19 protein-coding genes, 2 pseudogenes and 1 riboswitch are annotated in these 17,951 nt (G+C 59.5%); of the genes and pseudogenes, 8 read left to right on the top strand and 13 right to left on the bottom strand.

Annotated elements, in window-relative coordinates; genetic code table 11:
* Window positions 1–48: 48 nt before the first annotated feature.
* Window positions 49–678 carry a hypothetical protein gene (locus tag AB4P94_RS16725; RefSeq protein ID WP_395606506.1) on the bottom strand — a complete coding sequence of 210 codons (630 nt, stop codon included), beginning with the start codon at window positions 676–678 and terminating at the stop codon, window positions 49–51.
* An 83-nt stretch (window positions 679–761) separates the two neighbouring features.
* Window positions 762–956, top strand: a riboswitch (cobalamin riboswitch).
* A 114-nt stretch (window positions 957–1,070) separates the two neighbouring features.
* Between AB4P94_RS16725 and AB4P94_RS16720 the strand changes: the two genes are divergently transcribed.
* The 4 genes from AB4P94_RS16720 to AB4P94_RS16705 all read left to right on the top strand — a co-directional run bounded on the left by AB4P94_RS16720 (window position 1,071) and on the right by AB4P94_RS16705 (window position 4,375).
* Window positions 1,071–2,081, top strand: a complete 1,011-nt coding sequence (locus tag AB4P94_RS16720) for an ABC transporter substrate-binding protein (RefSeq protein ID WP_395606505.1) — start codon at window positions 1,071–1,073, stop codon at window positions 2,079–2,081.
* Window positions 2,078–3,082 (top strand): FecCD family ABC transporter permease, encoded by a 1,005-nt coding sequence (locus AB4P94_RS16715; RefSeq protein WP_395606504.1) that lies wholly within the window; start codon window positions 2,078–2,080, stop codon window positions 3,080–3,082. The genes AB4P94_RS16720 and AB4P94_RS16715 overlap by 4 nt, the downstream gene beginning before the upstream one ends.
* Entirely contained in the window at window positions 3,079–3,843 is a 765-nt protein-coding gene (locus tag AB4P94_RS16710) for an ABC transporter ATP-binding protein (protein WP_395606503.1), read from the top strand. The genes AB4P94_RS16715 and AB4P94_RS16710 overlap by 4 nt, the downstream gene beginning before the upstream one ends.
* A gap of 133 nt (window positions 3,844–3,976) precedes the next feature.
* A complete protein-coding gene (locus tag AB4P94_RS16705) occupies window positions 3,977–4,375 on the top strand; it encodes a hypothetical protein (RefSeq protein ID WP_395606502.1) in 399 nt (132 codons plus the stop codon).
* Here the strand turns inward: AB4P94_RS16705 and AB4P94_RS16700 are convergent.
* The 7 genes and pseudogenes from AB4P94_RS16700 to AB4P94_RS16670 all read right to left on the bottom strand — a co-directional run.
* Window positions 4,353–4,493 (bottom strand): annotated as a pseudogene (locus AB4P94_RS16700) (alpha/beta hydrolase); the annotation flags it as partial. The gene AB4P94_RS16705 and the pseudogene AB4P94_RS16700 sit on opposite strands and share 23 nt — an antisense overlap.
* Window positions 4,494–4,590: 97 nt before the next feature.
* Window positions 4,591–5,031 (bottom strand): TspO/MBR family protein, encoded by a 441-nt coding sequence (locus tag AB4P94_RS16695; RefSeq protein WP_395606501.1) that lies wholly within the window; start codon window positions 5,029–5,031, stop codon window positions 4,591–4,593.
* A 325-nt stretch (window positions 5,032–5,356) separates the two neighbouring features.
* Complete coding sequence (locus tag AB4P94_RS16690; RefSeq protein ID WP_395606500.1) at window positions 5,357–5,926, bottom strand: nucleotidyltransferase family protein; 570 nt, start codon at window positions 5,924–5,926, stop codon at window positions 5,357–5,359.
* A 259-nt stretch (window positions 5,927–6,185) separates the two neighbouring features.
* Complete coding sequence (locus AB4P94_RS16685) at window positions 6,186–6,419, bottom strand: hypothetical protein (protein WP_395606499.1); 234 nt, start codon at window positions 6,417–6,419, stop codon at window positions 6,186–6,188.
* A gap of 175 nt (window positions 6,420–6,594) precedes the next feature.
* Window positions 6,595–7,104 carry a flavin reductase family protein gene (locus AB4P94_RS16680; protein WP_395606498.1) on the bottom strand — a complete coding sequence of 170 codons (510 nt, stop codon included), beginning with the start codon at window positions 7,102–7,104 and terminating at the stop codon, window positions 6,595–6,597.
* A gap of 16 nt (window positions 7,105–7,120) precedes the next feature.
* Window positions 7,121–8,149, bottom strand: a complete 1,029-nt coding sequence (locus AB4P94_RS16675; RefSeq protein ID WP_395606497.1) for a methionine synthase — start codon at window positions 8,147–8,149, stop codon at window positions 7,121–7,123.
* 27 nt (window positions 8,150–8,176) lie between these two features.
* On the bottom strand, window positions 8,177–9,160 hold the full coding sequence (locus AB4P94_RS16670; RefSeq protein ID WP_395606496.1) for a DUF1852 domain-containing protein: 984 nt from the start codon (window positions 9,158–9,160) through the stop codon (window positions 8,177–8,179).
* A 358-nt stretch (window positions 9,161–9,518) separates the two neighbouring features.
* On the opposite strand from AB4P94_RS16670, the pseudogene AB4P94_RS16665 reads away from it, so the two are divergent.
* Window positions 9,519–10,778: pseudogene (locus AB4P94_RS16665) on the top strand (serine hydrolase domain-containing protein).
* Between the two features lie 38 nt (window positions 10,779–10,816).
* Here the strand turns inward: AB4P94_RS16665 and AB4P94_RS16660 are convergent.
* Window positions 10,817–12,655 (bottom strand): ATP-binding protein, encoded by a 1,839-nt coding sequence (locus AB4P94_RS16660; RefSeq protein ID WP_395606495.1) that lies wholly within the window; start codon window positions 12,653–12,655, stop codon window positions 10,817–10,819.
* 194 nt (window positions 12,656–12,849) lie between these two features.
* Here AB4P94_RS16660 and AB4P94_RS16655 point away from each other — a divergent pair, with 194 nt between their 5' ends.
* A complete protein-coding gene (locus tag AB4P94_RS16655) occupies window positions 12,850–13,206 on the top strand; it encodes a hypothetical protein (protein WP_395606494.1) in 357 nt (118 codons plus the stop codon).
* A 7-nt stretch (window positions 13,207–13,213) separates the two neighbouring features.
* On the opposite strand, the gene AB4P94_RS16650 is transcribed toward AB4P94_RS16655, so the two are convergent.
* Window positions 13,214–13,801: a TetR/AcrR family transcriptional regulator gene (locus tag AB4P94_RS16650; protein ID WP_395606493.1), complete on the bottom strand. Its 588-nt coding sequence runs from the start codon at window positions 13,799–13,801 to the stop codon at window positions 13,214–13,216.
* A 109-nt stretch (window positions 13,802–13,910) separates the two neighbouring features.
* Here AB4P94_RS16650 and AB4P94_RS16645 point away from each other — a divergent pair, with 109 nt between their 5' ends.
* On the top strand, window positions 13,911–15,167 hold the full coding sequence (locus tag AB4P94_RS16645; RefSeq protein ID WP_395606492.1) for an epoxide hydrolase family protein: 1,257 nt from the start codon (window positions 13,911–13,913) through the stop codon (window positions 15,165–15,167).
* Between the two features lie 63 nt (window positions 15,168–15,230).
* Here the strand turns inward: AB4P94_RS16645 and AB4P94_RS16640 are convergent, their stop codons facing one another.
* Both AB4P94_RS16640 and AB4P94_RS16635 read right to left on the bottom strand, forming a co-directional pair.
* Window positions 15,231–16,088 (bottom strand): DUF5677 domain-containing protein, encoded by an 858-nt coding sequence (locus AB4P94_RS16640; protein WP_395606491.1) that lies wholly within the window; start codon window positions 16,086–16,088, stop codon window positions 15,231–15,233.
* Entirely contained in the window at window positions 16,085–16,333 is a 249-nt protein-coding gene (locus AB4P94_RS16635) for a hypothetical protein (protein ID WP_395606490.1), read from the bottom strand. Before AB4P94_RS16635 ends, AB4P94_RS16640 begins: the two co-directional genes overlap by 4 nt.
* Before the next feature lie 89 nt (window positions 16,334–16,422).
* On the opposite strand from AB4P94_RS16635, the gene AB4P94_RS16630 reads away from it, so the two are divergent.
* Window positions 16,423–17,088, top strand: a complete 666-nt coding sequence (locus AB4P94_RS16630; protein WP_395606489.1) for a TIGR02466 family protein — start codon at window positions 16,423–16,425, stop codon at window positions 17,086–17,088.
* A gap of 152 nt (window positions 17,089–17,240) precedes the next feature.
* Here the strand turns inward: AB4P94_RS16630 and AB4P94_RS16625 are convergent, their stop codons facing one another.
* On the bottom strand, window positions 17,241–17,858 hold the full coding sequence (locus AB4P94_RS16625) for a TetR/AcrR family transcriptional regulator (RefSeq protein WP_395606488.1): 618 nt from the start codon (window positions 17,856–17,858) through the stop codon (window positions 17,241–17,243).
* Window positions 17,859–17,951: the final 93 nt, after the last annotated feature.

Raw genomic sequence — 17,951 nt, 5'->3', positions numbered from 1 at the left:
CCCGTGGCGAGGGAGCCTGCTCTCTCGCCACGGGGTCAAACGGGCACTTCACTTTTTGACGGGCGCATCCCAGCAATCGGGCTTGCGCGCACACACGTTGTACTGTCGGTCCATCAAGGCCATGCGGTTAAGGTGCGCATCCGTGGCGCCTTTGAATGCCTGCTCGCTGGTGGTCATGTAGTTCACCATGCGGTCGCTCATCCGCGCACTCAGCTGGCGCCGGGTACCGGCATCCACCGCCTGCGGTGTGGTGGCCATGGCCTGCAGCGTCGAATCACTCAAACGGCCCAATTCATCCCGGTAAACCTGCGTGTATTGCTCGCGCGCTGCATCGTGCTGGTGATTCAAGTCGTACTGCATGGCTTCCAGATTTTGTTTGTAGAGCGCCCAGTAGCCCTCCGGCAACACGCCGCCATCCTGTTTACGCAGCCGGGCGATGCGCTCATCGTTATCCACCGCCGGTTTCAACACCGGTTTGAGCGATGAAACCACTACCGGATCCTGCTTGATAATCTGGTCGATCCACCCCGCGCGCGCAGGGCTTGAGGGCAGTGGCTGGCCCAGGGCTTCAAGCTGTACAGGGGCAACCGCCGCAGGCGGCGCAACCGATTGGGCACAGCCCGAAAGCAGCAATACGGCAGACAAATGAGTCAACGCGACAACACGGCGAAAGTGCATAGGCTCTCCATGAGCAAGGGGCATGAACGCGGCAGATGATATCACTGAGCCATCTTTAAGAAACTCCCCTCACTGATCCTAATCGACTACCATACCGCGCCGGTTCCCAAACGGGACTAATAGGGAATTCGAAACGCCGCGCGCGACGTCAATCGAAACTGCCCCCGCAACTGTAGGTGCTGAGCCTGCTCCAAAACGCCACTGAGCTGCGCTCGGGAAGGCCGGAGCGTGGCGACGACGCATCAGTCAGGAGACCTGCCGGCCCAGCGTTATCACTGACCGGCGGGGTGTCCGGGAAGGACGTCCTCGCCTGCCTTACCCGCAGCCTCTGAGGGTGTGTTTCCGAACCGTACCTCTCCCGCTTCACCTACGGTTCTCACGGAGATTGCCCCATGCTGCCACGCGTTACCGTCCTGCTCGCAGGTGTTGGCTTCTGCGCCCTGGCCCAGGCTGCACCCACCCATTACCCGCTGACCGTGCAGAACTGCGGCAGCACGATCACCTTCCAGCAGGCACCGGCGCGCAGCGTGACCATCGGCCAGGCCGCCACTGAAATGCTCTACGCCCTGGGCGTGGCCGATAAAGTGGTCGGCACCTCGTTGTGGTTCAACAGCGTGTTGCCACAGTTCAAGGCGCAGAACGACAAGATCGAGCGCCTGGCCGACAACGAGCCGAGCTTCGAAGCCGTGATCGCCAAACGCCCGCAACTGGTGGCCGCCGAACTGGAATGGGTGGTCGGCCCCCAAGGTGTGGTTGGCACCCGCGAGCAGTTTCACGAACTGAAAATCCCCACCTACCTGCTGCCCTCCGACTGCGAAGGCAAGGACAACCTGGTGGGCGCCGATGGCACCCGTCTTGAGCCGTTCCATATCGAGACGATCTATAAAAGCATCAGCCAGCTCGCCGAAATTTTCGACGTACAAGACCGCGGCCAACAGCTGAACGACGAGCTCAAGGCGCGCCTGGCCAAGTCGGTTGCCACTGCACAAGGCAAAGGCCTCAAGCACGCCAGCGCGCTGGTGTGGTTCTCCAGCTCCGAAATGGCCAGCGACCCGTATGTGGCGGGCCACAAGGGCATTCCCGAATTCATGCTGGAAACCCTAGGCCTGTCCAACGTGGTGCAGTCCGATGAGGAGTGGCCCGCCGTCGGCTGGGAAACCATTGCCAAGGCCAACCCGACCTTCCTGGTGATCGCGCGCATGGACCGGCGCCGCTACCCCGCCGACGACCATGAAAAGAAACTCGCCTTCCTGCGCAGCGACCCGGTGACACGCAATATGGACGCCGTGAAAAACAACCGCATCATCATCCTCGACGCCTTGGCGTTGCAGGCCAGCATCCGCATGTTCGATGGCCTGGAACAACTGGCCGCAGCCATCGACGGATACGACCTGCCCAAATGATGCGCACCCTGCTCGCCCTCGCCTTGCTGCTGGCGGCCGTGCTGGCTGGCGTGGCCATTGGCGAAACCGCCATCTCGCCACAGGTGGTGCTGCAAGTGCTGGCCAACAAACTCTGGGCTGCCGGCTATGTACTCGACCCCATCGACGAAGGCGTGGTGTGGAACTACCGTCTGACGCGCGCCCTGGTGGCCGCCGCGTGCGGGGCCGGGCTGGCGACGTGCGGGGTGATCCTGCAGTCGCTGTTGCGCAACCCGTTGGCGGATCCGTACTTATTGGGCATCAGCGCCGGGGCTTCCACCGGCGCTGTTCTGGTCGCGCTGATCGGCGTCGGCGGCGGTTTGATTTCGTTGTCGGCGGGCGCGTTTGTGGGCGCGATGGCTGCATTTGCTTTGGTTATTCTGCTGGCGCGGGCCAGCGGTTCTGCCAGCGGCACCGGGCAAATCATTCTCGCGGGTATCGCCGGTTCGCAGCTGTTCAACGCGCTCACCGCGTTCCTCATCACCAAGTCCGCCAGTTCCGAACAGGCGCGCGGCATCATGTTCTGGCTGCTGGGCAACCTCAGCGGCGTGCGCTGGCCGTCGGTGTGGCTGGCAGTGCCGGTGGCGGTCGCAGGCTTGGCCGTGTGCCTGTGGCACCGTCGCGCGCTGGATGCGTTCACTTTCGGCACTGATTCGGCGGCCTCCCTGGGCATCCCGGTGCGCCGCGTACAGCTGGTATTGGTGGGCTGCGCAGCGCTGGTGACGGCGGTGATGGTGTCGATTGTTGGCTCTATCGGCTTTGTCGGATTGGTGATTCCCCACGCCGCGCGCCTGCTGCTCGGTACCGGGCATTCACGCTTGCTGCCGGCCAGCGCATTGGGTGGCGCGCTGTTTCTGATTGCGGCCGATGTGCTGTCCCGCACGTTGATCAAGGGCCAGGTGATTCCGGTTGGCGTGGTCACCGCTCTGGTGGGCGCCCCAGTGTTTGCGCTGATCCTGATCGGCCGGAGGAATGCGCGATGAGCGTGCTCAGTTGCAGCGGGCTGGGCTTCAAGGTGCGTGAGGCCGAGTTGCTGCGCGATATCCACCTGGAAGTGAAAACCGGCGAAACACTGGGGATTGTCGGGCCAAACGGCTCCGGCAAATCCACCCTGCTCAAACTGCTCGCTGGCTTGCGTACACCGGCGTCCGGTGAAGTGCTGCTGGGCGGGCAGCGCCTGGGAAATTTGTCCCGTCGCGCCATCGCGCAACAACTGGCCGTGGTGGAGCAACAGGCCGACACTGACGACGCCATTCGCGTGTTCGACGCCGTGGCGTTGGGCCGCACGCCGTGGCTGTCGGCGCTGAGCCCGTGGTCCGCCGAAGACGACGCCATCGTGCATCAAGCCTTGCACGATGTAGACGCCACCCACCTGAGCCAGCGGGCCTGGCGCAGCCTCTCCGGCGGCGAACGCCAACGCGTACACATCGCCCGCGCCTTGGCGCAACGGCCGCAGATTTTGCTGCTGGATGAGCCGACCAATCACCTGGACATTCAGCATCAGCTGGGGATTTTGAAAGGCGTGCAAGCGCTGCCGGTGACCACCTTGATTGCCCTGCATGACCTGAATCAGGCGCTGACGTGTGATCGGCTGGCCGTGCTGGATCACGGGCGGTTAGTGGCGCTGGGTAAACCGCTGGAGGTGCTGACCCCAGAGCGCTTGCGCAACACGTTTGGCGTGCAGGCGCATTACCTGACAGACCCGTTTGACGGCGCGCAGATACTGCGGCTGCGCCCTATCTGACAGAGCAAGCGCAAATCCGTGTGGGAGCTGGCTTGCCTGCGAAGGCGGTGGCATTGAGCCTGAGCCCCTGCACGTGCAAACCTGCGCGGCATCAGCTACACCTCACGGAACCCCGTCACGGAAGACTTCAACCATGATCAATGCAAAAGCGTTGTTCAGTGTTTGCCATGAAAGCGGCTGGCGCTGCGTTTACCTGTTCCTGCAATCCAGGAAGCAAGACTTTTACCTGACCATGGAGCAAGGCAGTACGGGCAACTTCCACCTTTTTATAAAGGCCGCAGACGCCCCCAGGTTGTCAGCTTTTTTTACGGCTTCAGCTCCGGGGCAGGTGGTGAAGTGGAAACCTGCCCGCTTCATCTGGAACCGGCTGTCACTGGTAAAAAGCAAAAAGCCTGGTGAAATTCACCTGCGTATCCTTTACGTAACCCCCATTTCCTTGCGGTTCACTTCTGCGCCTTTCCCGGTGGAGAAACTGGTCCAGCTTGGCTTGGCCTGGCAGGCCTTGTTGGTCAGCCCTCAAGAGCAGGCGTGAGCATTTGCCGAGTGATCCACCGGTGGCTGTAAGCCAACACACTGGCGCCCAGCGCCACCGGGAAATGGATAAAGCCATGAGCAGCTTCTGGCAGCAAATGCGCCTCGGCCTGCGGCCATTCCCGGCCCGTTCAGCAGCAATGTGTATCGTATGCGCCGTAATACAGCACCGCCGCGCCAGCTCGGGCTCACTGGCAGGCCAGGGTTTATGGGCCATCAGCGGTTATTGCGCAAAATCGAGAAATTCAATGCTGCCGCGACACTCAGCCACACCAGGTACGGAAACAGGATCAACCCGGTGATCAAATCCAGGCGCACGGCCAGCACTACCATGGTCGCCACGGTCACCCAAAGCAGCGTGATCACCACCATTGCCGCGAAGATGCGATGCGCACCGAAAAATACCGGCGTCCACAGCGTGTTCAACGCAATTTGCGCCGCCCACAACGCCAGCACGGCCTGGCTGTCCGGTATCAGGCTTAACCGATAACCGGCCCAGGCGAGCAACAAATAGATAATCGTCCACGCGACAGGGAACAGCCAATTGGGCGGCGTGAAGCCGGGTTTAACCAGCGCCTCGTACCAAGCGCCCGGCTTGAAGAGAATGCCGGTACTCGCAGCGGCAGCGCAGGCTAGCAGGAAGATAAAGAAGGTCATCGTCTGTGCTCAGTTGATCATTTCAAGCTTGGACGCCCAACACGCAGGTAAAAGTTCACTGCGATCCCCTGTGGGAGCGGTCGAGCCCTGGCGAGGCTGCGAAGGCGGTAGGTCAGGCGACCTCTTTATTGGCCGTGCCGCCGTCTTCGCAGGCAAGCCAGCTCCCACATTGGAGCTTCATTGCTGGCGATAAAGCGCCCGGCAAGCTGGCCTTGCTGATAGCGGTCTTCCCAACACAGCAAGTCCCCTGTGGGAGCTGTCGAGCTTCAGCGAGGCTGCGAAGGGATCACCACGCATTCGCTGCCAACCGCCAAAGCCTGCATCGCTAAACTGCTTGCGGCGTCACAATCCTGAGCCACGGCCAGCGCGACTGATAACTCCTGGCCTTCGCCACGAACAATTCAGGCTCGGGGTGCAGCGGATTAATCCGCAAAATACCCTGCGCCACGTCTTCCAACCCGTATGGCGCATACACCTCGCCTGTGTCTATCTCCAGACCGATACACGTACCCGCGACGAGGTAACGGTCAACGCCCTGTTGAGCCGTGTGCAATTGCGGATAGGGCCGGCCAAAGCGCTGGCCATACCAAAGATGAACCCGCGCCTGATTCTTCACTTCCACATTGACGCCAAGGTCTTGAAACAAATGCTCAGCCGCTCGAATGACCTTGTCTTCCGCCTCGTAGGAAAGGTCGGTGTCAAAATAAAAAACGTCGTAATCCTTCACACCCTGATCAGCAGGCAAATTCGCCTGGTGATTCCACACCGCCTGAAACAGACAACCCGCCGTGAGCATGCACTGGCTCACGCCGAGGGCTGGCAAGCGCGCGATGATTTCGGCGTTGACGGGGTTGGCCATGGCCAGTTCGAGGAAGGTGTTGACGGTCAATGTCATGTTTATGCGTCCTTGAATGTCGGCGGGTCTCCGGCATGCTCCCACTCCAGATACCACTCGTAGGTTACATTTTCAGCCTTGAACTCGTGTTTCAGGGTCCAACCTGACTCAACCAACCGCTGGGCGAGATGCAGGGCATGTACTTTGATCTTCCTCGGCACTTTAATCACCCATCGCTACGAAACCTTCACCAGCCCCTGCCGCTCGACATGTGCGAAGACCTGAGCGGAAAACCACGCGACATTGCCCTGATTGAACATCAGCCCTTCAGCTCACCTTCACGATGACTCGCCGCGTCATCGTAAGCCACATACAACGATTCAGCGATCTGGCTTTTGATGGCTTTGCTAGCTTCCAGCCCCAACACAAACCCCTCGGCTTTCCCGCCTGCGCGGTTGAGTTCTTCATGGGTGGCGGCGCCGGTGATGGCGTCGCGCAGCTTGGCGGCGTGAGGGCCTACGCCTTTAGGAAGGGAAATTTGGTCGATGGACATGGCGGTACCTTTAATAAGAAGAGTCGGTAGCGCGTGGAACCACTGCCGGGGAGGCATGGTAGACCTGTTTGATGAGAAAAGGGGCTGGTTTACTGCCCCGAGCCGTGACGGGCTGAAATCTGCAGGACGTTCGGGCATGAAAAACCGGAGCACGGCAACGTGCTCCGGTAAAGGCTCAAACAGCGCTGTGCGTGGCGAGGTTGCAATATTGCCCCTTGAAATACAGCAAGGGCTGCGTCGCAGCGGCTTCCTGCAGGTTCAGCGCTTTCACTTCACCAATCACGATCAGGTGATCACCGGCAACGTGCTCGGCGTGAATTTCGCAATCCAGCCAGTGCAGGCTGCCGCCGATGATGGGGTTACCCAGCGGCGACGCCTGCCAGTCGACGCCCTGCCACTTGTCTGTGCCGCGCCGGGCGAACCGGTTGGAAATCCCGACCTGTTCACCCGACAGGATGTTCACGGCAAACCGCCCGGCCCGGCGGATCTTGGGATAGCTGGCCGAGCTGCACATGACGCTGAACGACACCAGCGGCGGGCTCACCGAGACGCTGTAGAACGACTGGCACGTGAAACCAATCGGCTCGCCATCTACCTGGGAGGTAATCACCGTGATGCCGGACGCGTAGTGCCCGAGCGCTTCGCGAAAGCTCAAGGGTTCGATAACCGTAGTGGGAAGTGACATGGCAAATCCTGAATACTTAGTTCGAGAGTTCTCTTCGGACTATTTCAGCGCCCGCACTCAGAGCATTCAGCTTGCCTCTTGCAACCCCACGGGAAAGCGGCGCCATGCCACAGTTGGTGCACGGGTAGAGCTTGTCGGCATCCACAAATTGCAGGGCCTTGCGCAAGGTATTGGCGACTTCTTCAGGCGTTTCAATGAGGTTGGACGCCACGTCAATGGCACCCACCATCACTTTTTTACCGCGAATAAGCTCAATCAACTCCATCGGCACGTGGGAGTTATGACATTCCAGCGAGACGATATCGATGCTGGATTTTTGCAGTTTTGGAAACGCCTCTTCATATTGGCGCCACTCTGAACCCAGGGTCTTTTTCCAATCGGTATTGGCCTTGATGCCATAGCCGTAGCAAATGTGCACCGCCGTTTCACACTTGAGCCCTTCGATTGCCCGTTCCAGGGTGGCAACGCCCCACTCGTTCACTTCATCGAAGAAAACGTTAAAGGCCGGCTCATCAAACTGAATGATATCCACGCCCGCGGCTTCCAGCTCCCGGGCTTCCTGGTTGAGAATCTTGGCGAATTCCCAGGCCAGTTTTTCGCGGCTTTTATAGTGGTTGTCGTACAGCGTATCGATCATTGTCATCGGGCCTGGCAGCGCCCACTTGATGGGTTGATCGGTTTGCTGGCGCAAGAATTTGGCATCTTCCACAAACACGGGTTTTTGGCGGGTTACCGCGCCGACCACAGTCGGTACGCTCGCGTCATAGCGGTCACGAATGCGCACAGTTTCACGCTTTTCGAAATCCACGCCGCTGAGGTGCTCAATGAAGGTCGTGACGAAGTGCTGGCGAGTCTGCTCACCATCACTGACGATATCGATACCGGCTTGCTGTTGTTCCTGCAGGGCCAGGCGCAACGCATCCTGTTTGCCCTCCACCAACGCTTCTTCCTGCAGTTTCCAGGGTGACCACAACGTCTCAGGTTGGGCGAGCCAGGACGGTTTAGGCAAACTACCGGCAGTGGAAGTGGGTAACAGCTTTTTCATAACAGATGACCTTGTCTTTTAAATGAATCAGAGCGCGTGGTGGGCGGACCATTGTTGCAGCACCGTTTGGTACGGCTTGATAAAGTTCTCTTCAACAAACTTGCCTTGTTCAATGGCCAGCCGGCTGCGCTCTTCGCGATCATAAACAATGCGCGTGAGTGAATAATCCTGATGTTTCAGACTCGGCTGATAGGATTTCCCTGCCGCCGAATTAGCGTTATAGATCTCGGGGCGGTAAATCTTCTGGAAGGTATCCATCGTACTAATGGTACTGACCAGCTCAAGGTTGGTGTAATCCCCCAGCAAATCACCGGAAAAGTAAAACGCCAGCGGAGCAACGCTGTTGGCGGGCATGAAATAGCGAACTTTCAAGCCCATCTTCTTGAAGTACTCATCGGTCAATGAGTATTCGTCCTGCTGGTATTCAACACCTAATACCGGGTGCGTGTTTTCAGTGCGGTGATAGACCTTGCCACTTGAAACGCTCAGGCAAATAACCGGCGGCTTGTTGAAATGATCCGTGTAGGCCTTCGAGTTCACGAAATGCTTGAACAGCTGGCCATGCAGCTCGCCAAACCCCTCTGGAATGCCGAACTCGGGCTTGCCCTTGTTATGCTCCAGCAACACCACACTGAAGTCATAATCCCGAACGTAGGAGGAAAAATTATTGCCGACGATACCGTCGGCACGCTCACCGGTTGTTCGATCAATAATCGTCGTTTTCAATATTTCAATCAGCGGGATGGCACGACCACCGTTTTCAACAGCCAGGTCCATCTCGACGGAAATAATTTCAAGTTCGACGGTATAGCGATCGCCCCTGGGGTTATCCCAGTGCGCGAGGGCATTGAAGCGGTTATCGATCATTGTCAGGGTGTTGCGCAAGTTTTCCTGACGGCTTGCCCCTCTGGCCAGGTTGGCGAAGTTAGTCGTGATGCGCGTATTTTCCGAAGGATGATAATCCTCGTCGAAACCGATGCTTTTAATCGAAAATGAAAAATCAGTACTCATTGTAATCTGACACCCTGACTATCGAGATAACACCTCAATCGCGTGGTCCTTGAAATGCTCCCACGCTATCTCTGCGGTCTTACCCAAGAATATTTATATGTTCTTTAATTAAGGTGCATTTTAGGCTGAGCAACTGTTCGAGAGAAAATGAATTGATTTCACTAAACCTTTAGCCCTCCTCATGATGGATATAAGGCCCGTTGGTGAAGCTTCTGCCCACGGCCCAATCCCACGCAAAACCCGTCCCGATCCCGCGCGCCAAAAAAAATCGCCCATCGCATGCTTCTCCCTGGCACGTTTTCCTTCGGACGTGCGCAACGCCGTTTAAGACCGATGAAAAATAATCAAAGAGGTTCTTATGCCCGCACTCCCTCGCCCTTTATCGCGCTTCAAGCTCCACCCTCTTCACCTACTGACGTGCGCTGCAACCCTCGCGCTGTCGCTGTCCGCGTGCGCCACCCACCCCGACGCCACCAAGCCCTACCCGCACGCCCAGGAGCCGATTGGCGACGTACAAACCATTTTTGACGGCAGGCTCAGCGAAGAACTGGCGGTCACCACCTTCCGCAACACCGACCGCTTGTTCCCGGTGCGCACAATCAAGGCGGGGGGCCACCCTTTCCCGCTGCCGCGCAGCAGCCAGCCCCTGCCCCCGGTGGCCTTTGACTTCAAAGGCAAGCACTACACCCTAGACGACTACGTGGCGACCAACCATGTAACCGGCCTGTTGGTGCTCAAGGACGGCAAGATCGTTGATGAGCGTTATGAGAAGGGCAATACAGCCGAGACGCGCTGGATGTCGATGTCGGTGGCCAAGTCGGTCACGTCGACTCTGGTGGGTGCGGCGCTGCAGGATGGGTCCATCAAGAGCCTGGATGACAAGGTGACTCGCTATCTGCCTTCGTTGGCAGGCAGCGCGTACGACCAGGTCACCGTGCGGCAGATTCTGGCCATGCGTTCCGGGGTCAAATGGAACGAGAAATACACCGACCCCACCTAGGACGAACGCCACTTGATCAAGTTGCGCAGCGAACAGGTGTCCGGCTCCATGCTCAAGTTCATGGCAAGCCTGTCCACTGCCGCGCCGCCGGGAACGCGCACCAACTACAGTACCGGTGAAACGCAGGTATTAGGGCAGTTGGTCAGCTCGGCGGTGGGCAAACCACTGACGCAATACCTGAGCGAGAAAATCTGGGCCCCCTATGGCATGCAGACCGACGCCAAGTGGTGGCTCGACGGCGCGAACGGCAATGAGGTCGGCGGCAGCGGCATCAGCGCAACCCTGGAAGACTACGGCCGTTTTGGCCAGTTCGTACTCAGCGGCGGCAAGGCGGGTGGGCAGCAAATCTTGCCTGAAGGCTGGTTGAGTTTCGCCAGCGCGACCACCGGCAAAACCGAGGAGGACGGTGAGTTTGCCTCCATGTGGTGGCCGGGCTGGACAGCGGCTTCCAAGGCCGATAAAGCCTTTACGGCAGCCGGTACGTTTGGTCAGTTCATCTATATCAACCCGACCAAAAACCTGGTGATTGTGGCGTGGCAAGCGCAGACCAAACCCACCGGGGGCGAGGTGATCGACGATATGGTCGCGTTTGACGCGATTGCCAAGGTGCTGCCGTAACAGAGAGGGGCGGGTTTATTGAAGATGGATCCGCCCCCCTACCGCCCCAACAATTCCCTCACCCTGCCCCCCAGCACCTCCACCGCAAACGGCTTGGTCAACACGCCCATCCCCGCCCCCAGCTGCTCATACCCCATCACCGCATTCTCCGCGTAGCCGGTGATAAACAGCGTTTTCAACCCAGGCCGCAGTTGCATTCCCGCCTCGGCCATTTGCCGGCCATTCATGCCACCGGGCAAGCCGACGTCGGTCACCAACAAGTCGATGTGCACGTCTGAGCGCAGCAGTTTCAGGCCGGCGGCGCTGTCGGCGGCTTCAATGACGGTGTAGCCGAGTTCGCCGAGCACATCGGCGAGGAGCATGCGCACGGTGGACTCGTCGTCCACCAGCAGTACGGTTTCACCGTGCTGAGCCCCTTCGATTTCAGCTTGCCCGGGGGCAAGTTCGTCGAAAGCTGCGGCACCATGATGGCGCGGCAGAAAGAGCGTGACGCAGGTACCTTCGCCCACGTGGGAGTGAATGTGCACCTGGCCGCCGGATTGCTGGGCAAAGCCGTAGATCATCGACAAGCCCAGCCCGGTGCCCTGGCCGATAGGTTTAGTGGTGTAGAAAGGCTCGAAGGCGTGGGCGAGCACGTCAGGTGGCATGCCGGAGCCCGTATCGCGCACGCTCAGGCACAGGTATTGGCCTTCGGGCAGGTCAAAGGCGCGGGCAGCACTGTGGTCGAGCCAGCGGTTGGCTGTTTCAAGGGTGATGCGGCCACCTTCGGGCATCGCATCGCGGGCGTTGATACACAGGTTGAGCAGTGCGTTCTCCAGTTGGCTGGCATCAACAAAAGCATTCCAGGCATCGGCGGCACCGAGGGTCTCGATCTGGATGCCAGGGCCTGCGGTGCGCTGGATCAATTCGGCCATGCCGTACACAAGGCTGTTGACGTTGGTGGCGCGCGGCTCCAGGGTTTGGCGCCGCGAAAACGCCAGCAGGCGCTGGGTCAGCACGGCGGCGCGTTTGGCTGCGCCTTGGGCGGCGACCATGTATTTGTCCACGTCGCTGAGGCGGCCTTGGTTAATGCGTCGGTTCATCAGTTCCAGGGCGCCGGAGATGCCCGCCAGCAAGTTGTTGAAGTCGTGGGCCAGGCCACCGGTGAGTTGGCCGACGGCTTCCATCTTCTGCGATTGGCGCAGCTTTTCTTCAGCCTGCATCAACATGGCGGTGCGTTCGGCCACGCGCTGTTCGAGGGTTTCATTGAGCGCGCGCAACTGGGCTTGGGTTTCGCGCAGGGCCTCGTCCGCTTGGGTGCGCTCCAGCAGGTCGGCGGCCTGGCGCGCGAGGATGTCGAGCAGGCGCAGGTCACGTTCGGACGGTTGGTGCGGCTGGCTCCAGTGGGTGGAAATCATGCCGAGCAAACGGCCATCGCGCGAGCGCAGCGGCGTGGTCTGCGCCGCGCGGATGCCCGCACGGCGGAAGGCTTGCAAGTCTTCAGTGCCGGCAATGTCGGCCCACTGTTCGAAGTCAGGGATGATTGCGCGCTGGCCCAGCTTGAGGGCCATGGTGCAACTGCTGTAGGCAAAGGGGCTCACCCATTGCCAGAAGCCGACGGCTTCGGGCGGCAGGCCATGGGAACAGAGCAACTGCAACTCGCCATCGTGCCCGGACGCATGCCCTTGCGGGCACAGCATCTGCATGGTGCCGAACTGCGAACCGGTGATGGACACGGCCGCATCGACAATCTTGGCATAGAGGGCTTCGAGGTCCTGTTCGCCGATCAGGTCGAGGCTGATGCGATGCAGAAATTCGATGTCTGAGAGAGCCGTTTGCGAGGCGCGGGAAACGCCTCGGGGAAACGCGGCCGGGAAGGCGGTGCGCAAGGTTTTCATGGAGGCCCCTGGGGAGCTGGCATTGAGCTAGTAGCAGATTATCAGTAAAGCTCTGACCACGCGAAATGGGCGGATGTTCGGTGGTGTTCAGCTTTTGTGCGGCTGAAGGCTGACTTTTCCAGAATGACCCTGAGTGAACAATGGGATAGGGTTATTTGGAAACACTTGAAATGACAACAAACGCCGGAGTTTTGATGCCTTCACCCAAACGCGACAACGCCCGCCTCGAACGCCGCCTGGTCGCCACACTGACCGACGCCTGCGAAACCGCCAAGGCTGAAATTCCAGGTTTCGACTGGCTGACCCACACCGTCGACTACGCCACATTCCCCCATAGCCTGCGCATCACCTGGGTGTTCGATACTCGCGCCAACAAGGACCACGCCCTGTCGACGGGCGCCGACCAACGCATGCGCGAGTTGACCGCCGCCGCCCTGCTCGAAGCCGACGTGGCGCCGATACCGATGGAGCGTTGCGTGCGTTTTGATTCGGAAGAAGAATGCCAGGCCCAACAGGGTGGAGATTGGCGGCGGCGCCTGGCACGCAAGTAACGCGCGCCTAAAGCCCCATCCCGCGCAGAAACGCGTTCACCTGCTGCTCAAACACGGGCCTTTCAAACTTCACCAACGCCATGCGCCACAGGCCTTGCAGGTAGGTCAGCAACACTGAGGCGGTCACCTGCGGGTCCAGCGAAGCCGGGAGCACGCCGCTGGCCTGATCTTCGATCAAGCGCTCACACATGATCCCGCGCACCGCCTCCAGCCCTTGTTCGGCGCGCTCGCGCAGTTCAGGGTCGGACAGCACCACATCGGTGACCATGGCCGCAACCATGCACAACGGCGATGGCAGTTGCGCGGTATCAAGATCATCGAGGATGGCCGTGAAAAACGCGCGGATGCCGGCGGCAGCAGTGGGGGCAGACACCAGCGCTTCCAGGCGCCGGGCCACCACGTCATCTTCGTAACGCTGCACACATGCTAGGTAGAGGTGCTTTTTGCTTTTGAGGGAGTTGTAGAAAGAGCTCTCGCCGATATCCATGACCTTCAGCAGGTCGCGCAAGCCCGTGGCGACATAGCCACGCTGCCAGAACAGCACCTTGGCCTTGTCCACGGCCTGGTCGTAATCGAATGCAATTTTTCTCGCCATGGGGCTCACTCGCCGTTTCTGTATCGGCCGATACAATATCATTGACGCGGCATTTCTGCTCGAGCTATTTTGTAGCGGTCGCTACAACCAATAGTTCACGGAGAAAGCAATGCTCGCCACCCCTTATATGCCCGCCCTTAACGACAGCACTGCGCGCAACGCACTGGTGTTGCCACCCGCCACCGAAGCGGTGACTGCCTTTGAAGTCCACGTACCTCAGGCCGCCCTGGATGATTTGCGTCTGCGCCTGAGCCTGGCGCGCTGGCCGGACCAGGAGCTGGTGAGCGATTGGTCCCAGGGTGTTCCGTTACACGCCGCCAAATCGCTGGTGGATTACTGGCTCAACCGCTATGACTGGCGCGCCTTTGAAGCGCGTCTGAATACGTTCGCGCAGTTCCGCACGCGCATCGACGGCGTGGGCATTTACTTTATCCATGCCCGCTCAAAGCACCCCAACGCCACGCCGATTCTGCTGACACACGGCTGGCCGGGCTCAGTGGCGGAGTTTCTGGATGTGATCGAGCGCCTGACCGATCCGGTGGTGTTTGGCGGCAACGCCGAAGACGCTTTTGACGTAGTGGTGCCTGCGATCCCGGGCTACGGTTTTTCCGACAAACCCACCGAGCAAGGCTGGAACCCGGCGCGTATCGCCCGGGCCTGGGCGGTATTGATGACCGAACGCCTTGGCTATAAAAACTGGGTAGCGCAGGGCGGCGATTGGGGCGCGGCCATCACCACTGCTCTGGCAGGCCAGGCCCCCCAAGGGCTGATGGCGGCGCACGTGAACTTACCGATGGTGGTGCCGGCCCGGCTCCCCGCCAACCCCACCGAAGAGGAACGCCAGGCCCTGGCAGACATTGAGCGTTACGTGTCCGACAAGGCCGGTTACGCCAACCAGATGAACACCCGCCCACAAACCATCGGCTATGGGCTGAGTGACTCGCCCATCGCCATGGCCACCTGGATGTACGAAAAATTCCAGGAATGGACCGACAACAACGGCCGCCCGGAAGACGCCCTCACCCGTGACCAGATGCTCGATGACATCTCGTTGTATTGGTTTACCGGCACCGGCACCTCCAGTGCGCGCCTCTACTGGGAAGGCGTGGGCGCGACCATTCGCGGGGCGGATTTCTTCTCGGCGGCCCGAGGTGGGGTTGAACGCATTGAGGTGCCCATGGGCGCAAGTATTTTCCCGGCCGAAACCTTCAAGCCGCCACGGGCCTGGGCTGAGGCAGCGTGGGCCAATGTGTTTTATTGGAATGCGGTGGAAAAAGGCGGGCACTTTGCCGCGTTCGAACAGCCGCAGATTTTTGCGCAGGAAATGTGGAGAGCGTTTCGGCCGTTTCGCCGTACGCCGGTTTGACTCTGCAAATCTGCACAGTACCTGTAACGCGGGCAATGAACTCGGCAGAGCAGACGCCCGCGGTCAGGTCTTGATCGCAAAATCGCCAAACACCGCACCGTCCTCCTTCATCCCGTCCAAGCGGCCATGGTCAAACTGATCATGGCGCTTGATCAGGTCACTCAGCGGTTTGAAGATGGCATCGGCGGCGTCATCTTCGAGTTCGGAAGTCAGCAGGTTGAACAGCCGGATGGACGCCTCGGCACGCAGGCCCAGCGCAATTGCATAGTGATACGTCGCCAGGCGGCGGCGCTCCTTGTCCCAGTAGCGGAGCAACTGCTCACCCTCTGACGGTGACTGTACAAACAGGTCACCGAAGCCGACCAGTGCGGACATATCGTCAGAATAGCTATGGACGGAATCGCACAGCGGCGCATAGAAAGCGTGGTAGTGGTTTTCCCAGCCAAGAGCCGTGAACAAGCCTTTGCCGCCGGGGTAGCGCTCGACCTTTGGCCAGCGCTCGTCGAAGTGCGCCAACATCGCCTCGCCATTCGCCTGCCGCGCTCGCGCAGCCGGATTGTGGGCGCCCTGCGAGTCCAGGTAAGCCGCCCAGGCCTTGCCATTGCCGGCGGTCATCTGCTTGCTGCTGCGCAGCAGTGCGAGCGCGTTATCGCCCGCGTCCATGCCGATGTAGAGCAGGTTGGCCGATTGCTCCATGATGACCCGGCTCAAGGCCTCCAGCGTAGAGAACGCCTTGGCGTGCAGGCATCGACAGCCCTGCTGGCTGAGTTCCACCAACACATTCAGATAATGGCGGATGATGATGCGTTGAGGGTCGTTTCCCAGCCCCGAAAGCACGGCCTCTTTATGCCGGCCGATCAGCGCATCGAACTGTTGATTGAAGTGTGTAATCGTCAGAGCATCCTGCTTCAGGTCAATCATTGTGACTCCTTATTGAAAACGCCTGCCGGTAAAAAGCCTTCTGCATTAATTGCCACTCGCAGATCAAACCACGATGAGTCAGGGCCAGGCCAAAACTTTTTCAAACAACAGACCCCAGCCTCTGTGTGCATTGCAATCTCACCGGTCGTCCCGGAAACGATAACAACGGCGAACATCGGAAACTCTTCAACCAATTGGAAATTCAGGGCATTTTCTGTCTTTTTCTGTAAGGTATTTGTACTCACCACCCCTGTTTTTTTGACAAAGGTTTACATCAGCCATTTATCTGATCCGTTAAGGTTTATGGCTTATACCGCCACCCGATGACGCCTTGATGCTGCCCAGTAACTACCCGGTAGATCCCGAACTGATAACGATCAAACGGCTCTTCACAACGCCCTTGGCGAGTATCCAATACCCCGACGCAGCCACGCTCAACGCACAACTGAAAGCCGTGATCACCCGCCGCATGGCCCACGATCTGAGAGGCGCGCAGCGTAGCAATGAGGGCGGCTGGCAGTCCGCGAACGACTTCCAGAAATGGGACGATGCCTCCTGCGTTGCGCTGGTGACATTCGCCACCGCGTTCGCCACTCAACTCACCGCCGTTCACAGCGAACAATACGGGTTAACCGAGCCCGCTTTTGAATGGAAACTCAACGCGTGGGCCAACGTGAATCAAGCGGGGCACAGCAATTCACTGCATGGCCACCCGGGTGCGTTTTGGTTGGGGGTTTATTGGGTCGACGCCGGGGGGCGCGAAGACGACCCCGCAGTGGGCGGCGATCTGGAGTTTATAGACCCGCGCGGCATGGTCGCATCAACCTACAACCCAGCCCTGCGCATGCGTGTCGAGGATTGCCTGACGGCCGGTTTCAGCAGCACCTATGCGGCCACCAGTGGAACATTTGTGATGTTCCCCTCCTGGCTGATGCATTCAGTGCAACGCTTTGAAGGCGCCAGGCCGCGCGTCTCCATTGCGTTTAACTTCGGTGCTTGAGAAGCACCCTCGAGCCCTCAAAGACCCAGCTTTTTTAACGCCACCCACAAATCAAACCACAGCTGCCGTCGGCACATGTTTCACTTCACGAAATGAGCGTGGCCGTGTCACTGCTGACGGGCGCCACCGCGTTGTTCGCCTGAAAGTTCGCCTTAATCCGGGCAGATCGAACGCCAGGCCGCTTCTGCCAGTACGTGCCCATACTCACGCGGACTTTGCTTTACCCGTGCCGACAGCCAGGCACGTGAATAGCTTTCCGCCGAGCCGATGATCAATGACGGCAAAAGCTCGGCGGGAAGGTGGCTGAAATGCGCCTTGCGGCCCTCAACGCTCATCCAGTCAGCCAATTGCTGGTTGCGCAGTTTGTTGCGTGACAGTAACTCGTCCTTGAACGGCCCGTTCGCCACGGCAAAGCGGCTCTGGAACACGAAGCGCGCCCATTCCGGTTGCTCGCTCACCCATTCGACATAGCTTTGCACCAGCGCCACGATACCGTCGTGAGCGCTGTCAGCCTGTTGCAAATAGGTGTCGCGAAGCGCGCTCTGGTCCTCAAGCGCGGCAAAAAACAGCGCCGCAACAATGCCTTCCTTGCTGCCGAAGTGGTGGTAGATCGCCCCCACGCTGGTGTCGCATAACGCGCGGATGGTTTCGATATTGGTGGCTTCGATGCCCACCTCGTTAAAGCACGCCAGCGCCTGGCGCAGGATGCTGCGCTTGAGCTCGCTGCGCCGGCCGGGGAAGGTGCGTTCGATCAAATCAGGTGCGTGCATGAGCAAGCTCGCCAAATCAGCGGAGTCTAAAGGTACATCGGCTCGCAGAGAAGGCATGGCTTGACACTCCTCGGAATGGCGGAATATTGTTCC

This window comes from Pseudomonas sp. B22129, assembly GCF_044218875.1.
Classification (GTDB): Bacteria; Pseudomonadota; Gammaproteobacteria; order Pseudomonadales; family Pseudomonadaceae; genus Aquipseudomonas.
This window is presented reverse-complemented; position numbering and strand designations above follow the sequence as displayed.

Excerpts from the sequence above, each read along its gene's own strand:
- AB4P94_RS16725 (WP_395606506.1), bottom strand. The coding sequence starts at position 678 with ATGCACTTTCGCCGTGTTGTCGCGTTGACTCATTTGTCTGCCGTATTG.
- AB4P94_RS16720 (WP_395606505.1), top strand. The coding sequence starts at position 1,071 with ATGCTGCCACGCGTTACCGTCCTGCTCGCAGGTGTTGGCTTCTGCGCC.
- AB4P94_RS16715 (WP_395606504.1), top strand. The coding sequence starts at position 2,078 with ATGATGCGCACCCTGCTCGCCCTCGCCTTGCTGCTGGCGGCCGTGCTG.
- AB4P94_RS16710 (WP_395606503.1), top strand. The coding sequence starts at position 3,079 with ATGAGCGTGCTCAGTTGCAGCGGGCTGGGCTTCAAGGTGCGTGAGGCC.
- AB4P94_RS16705 (WP_395606502.1), top strand. The coding sequence starts at position 3,977 with ATGATCAATGCAAAAGCGTTGTTCAGTGTTTGCCATGAAAGCGGCTGG.
- AB4P94_RS16695 (WP_395606501.1), bottom strand. The coding sequence starts at position 5,031 with ATGACCTTCTTTATCTTCCTGCTAGCCTGCGCTGCCGCTGCGAGTACC.
- AB4P94_RS16690 (WP_395606500.1), bottom strand. The coding sequence starts at position 5,926 with ATGACATTGACCGTCAACACCTTCCTCGAACTGGCCATGGCCAACCCC.
- AB4P94_RS16685 (WP_395606499.1), bottom strand. The coding sequence starts at position 6,419 with ATGTCCATCGACCAAATTTCCCTTCCTAAAGGCGTAGGCCCTCACGCC.
- AB4P94_RS16680 (WP_395606498.1), bottom strand. The coding sequence starts at position 7,104 with ATGTCACTTCCCACTACGGTTATCGAACCCTTGAGCTTTCGCGAAGCG.
- AB4P94_RS16675 (WP_395606497.1), bottom strand. The coding sequence starts at position 8,149 with ATGAAAAAGCTGTTACCCACTTCCACTGCCGGTAGTTTGCCTAAACCG.
- AB4P94_RS16670 (WP_395606496.1), bottom strand. The coding sequence starts at position 9,160 with ATGAGTACTGATTTTTCATTTTCGATTAAAAGCATCGGTTTCGACGAG.
- AB4P94_RS16660 (WP_395606495.1), bottom strand. The coding sequence starts at position 12,655 with ATGAAAACCTTGCGCACCGCCTTCCCGGCCGCGTTTCCCCGAGGCGTT.
- AB4P94_RS16655 (WP_395606494.1), top strand. The coding sequence starts at position 12,850 with ATGCCTTCACCCAAACGCGACAACGCCCGCCTCGAACGCCGCCTGGTC.
- AB4P94_RS16650 (WP_395606493.1), bottom strand. The coding sequence starts at position 13,801 with ATGGCGAGAAAAATTGCATTCGATTACGACCAGGCCGTGGACAAGGCC.
- AB4P94_RS16645 (WP_395606492.1), top strand. The coding sequence starts at position 13,911 with ATGCTCGCCACCCCTTATATGCCCGCCCTTAACGACAGCACTGCGCGC.
- AB4P94_RS16640 (WP_395606491.1), bottom strand. The coding sequence starts at position 16,088 with ATGATTGACCTGAAGCAGGATGCTCTGACGATTACACACTTCAATCAA.
- AB4P94_RS16630 (WP_395606489.1), top strand. The coding sequence starts at position 16,423 with ATGCTGCCCAGTAACTACCCGGTAGATCCCGAACTGATAACGATCAAA.
- AB4P94_RS16625 (WP_395606488.1), bottom strand. The coding sequence starts at position 17,858 with ATGCACGCACCTGATTTGATCGAACGCACCTTCCCCGGCCGGCGCAGC.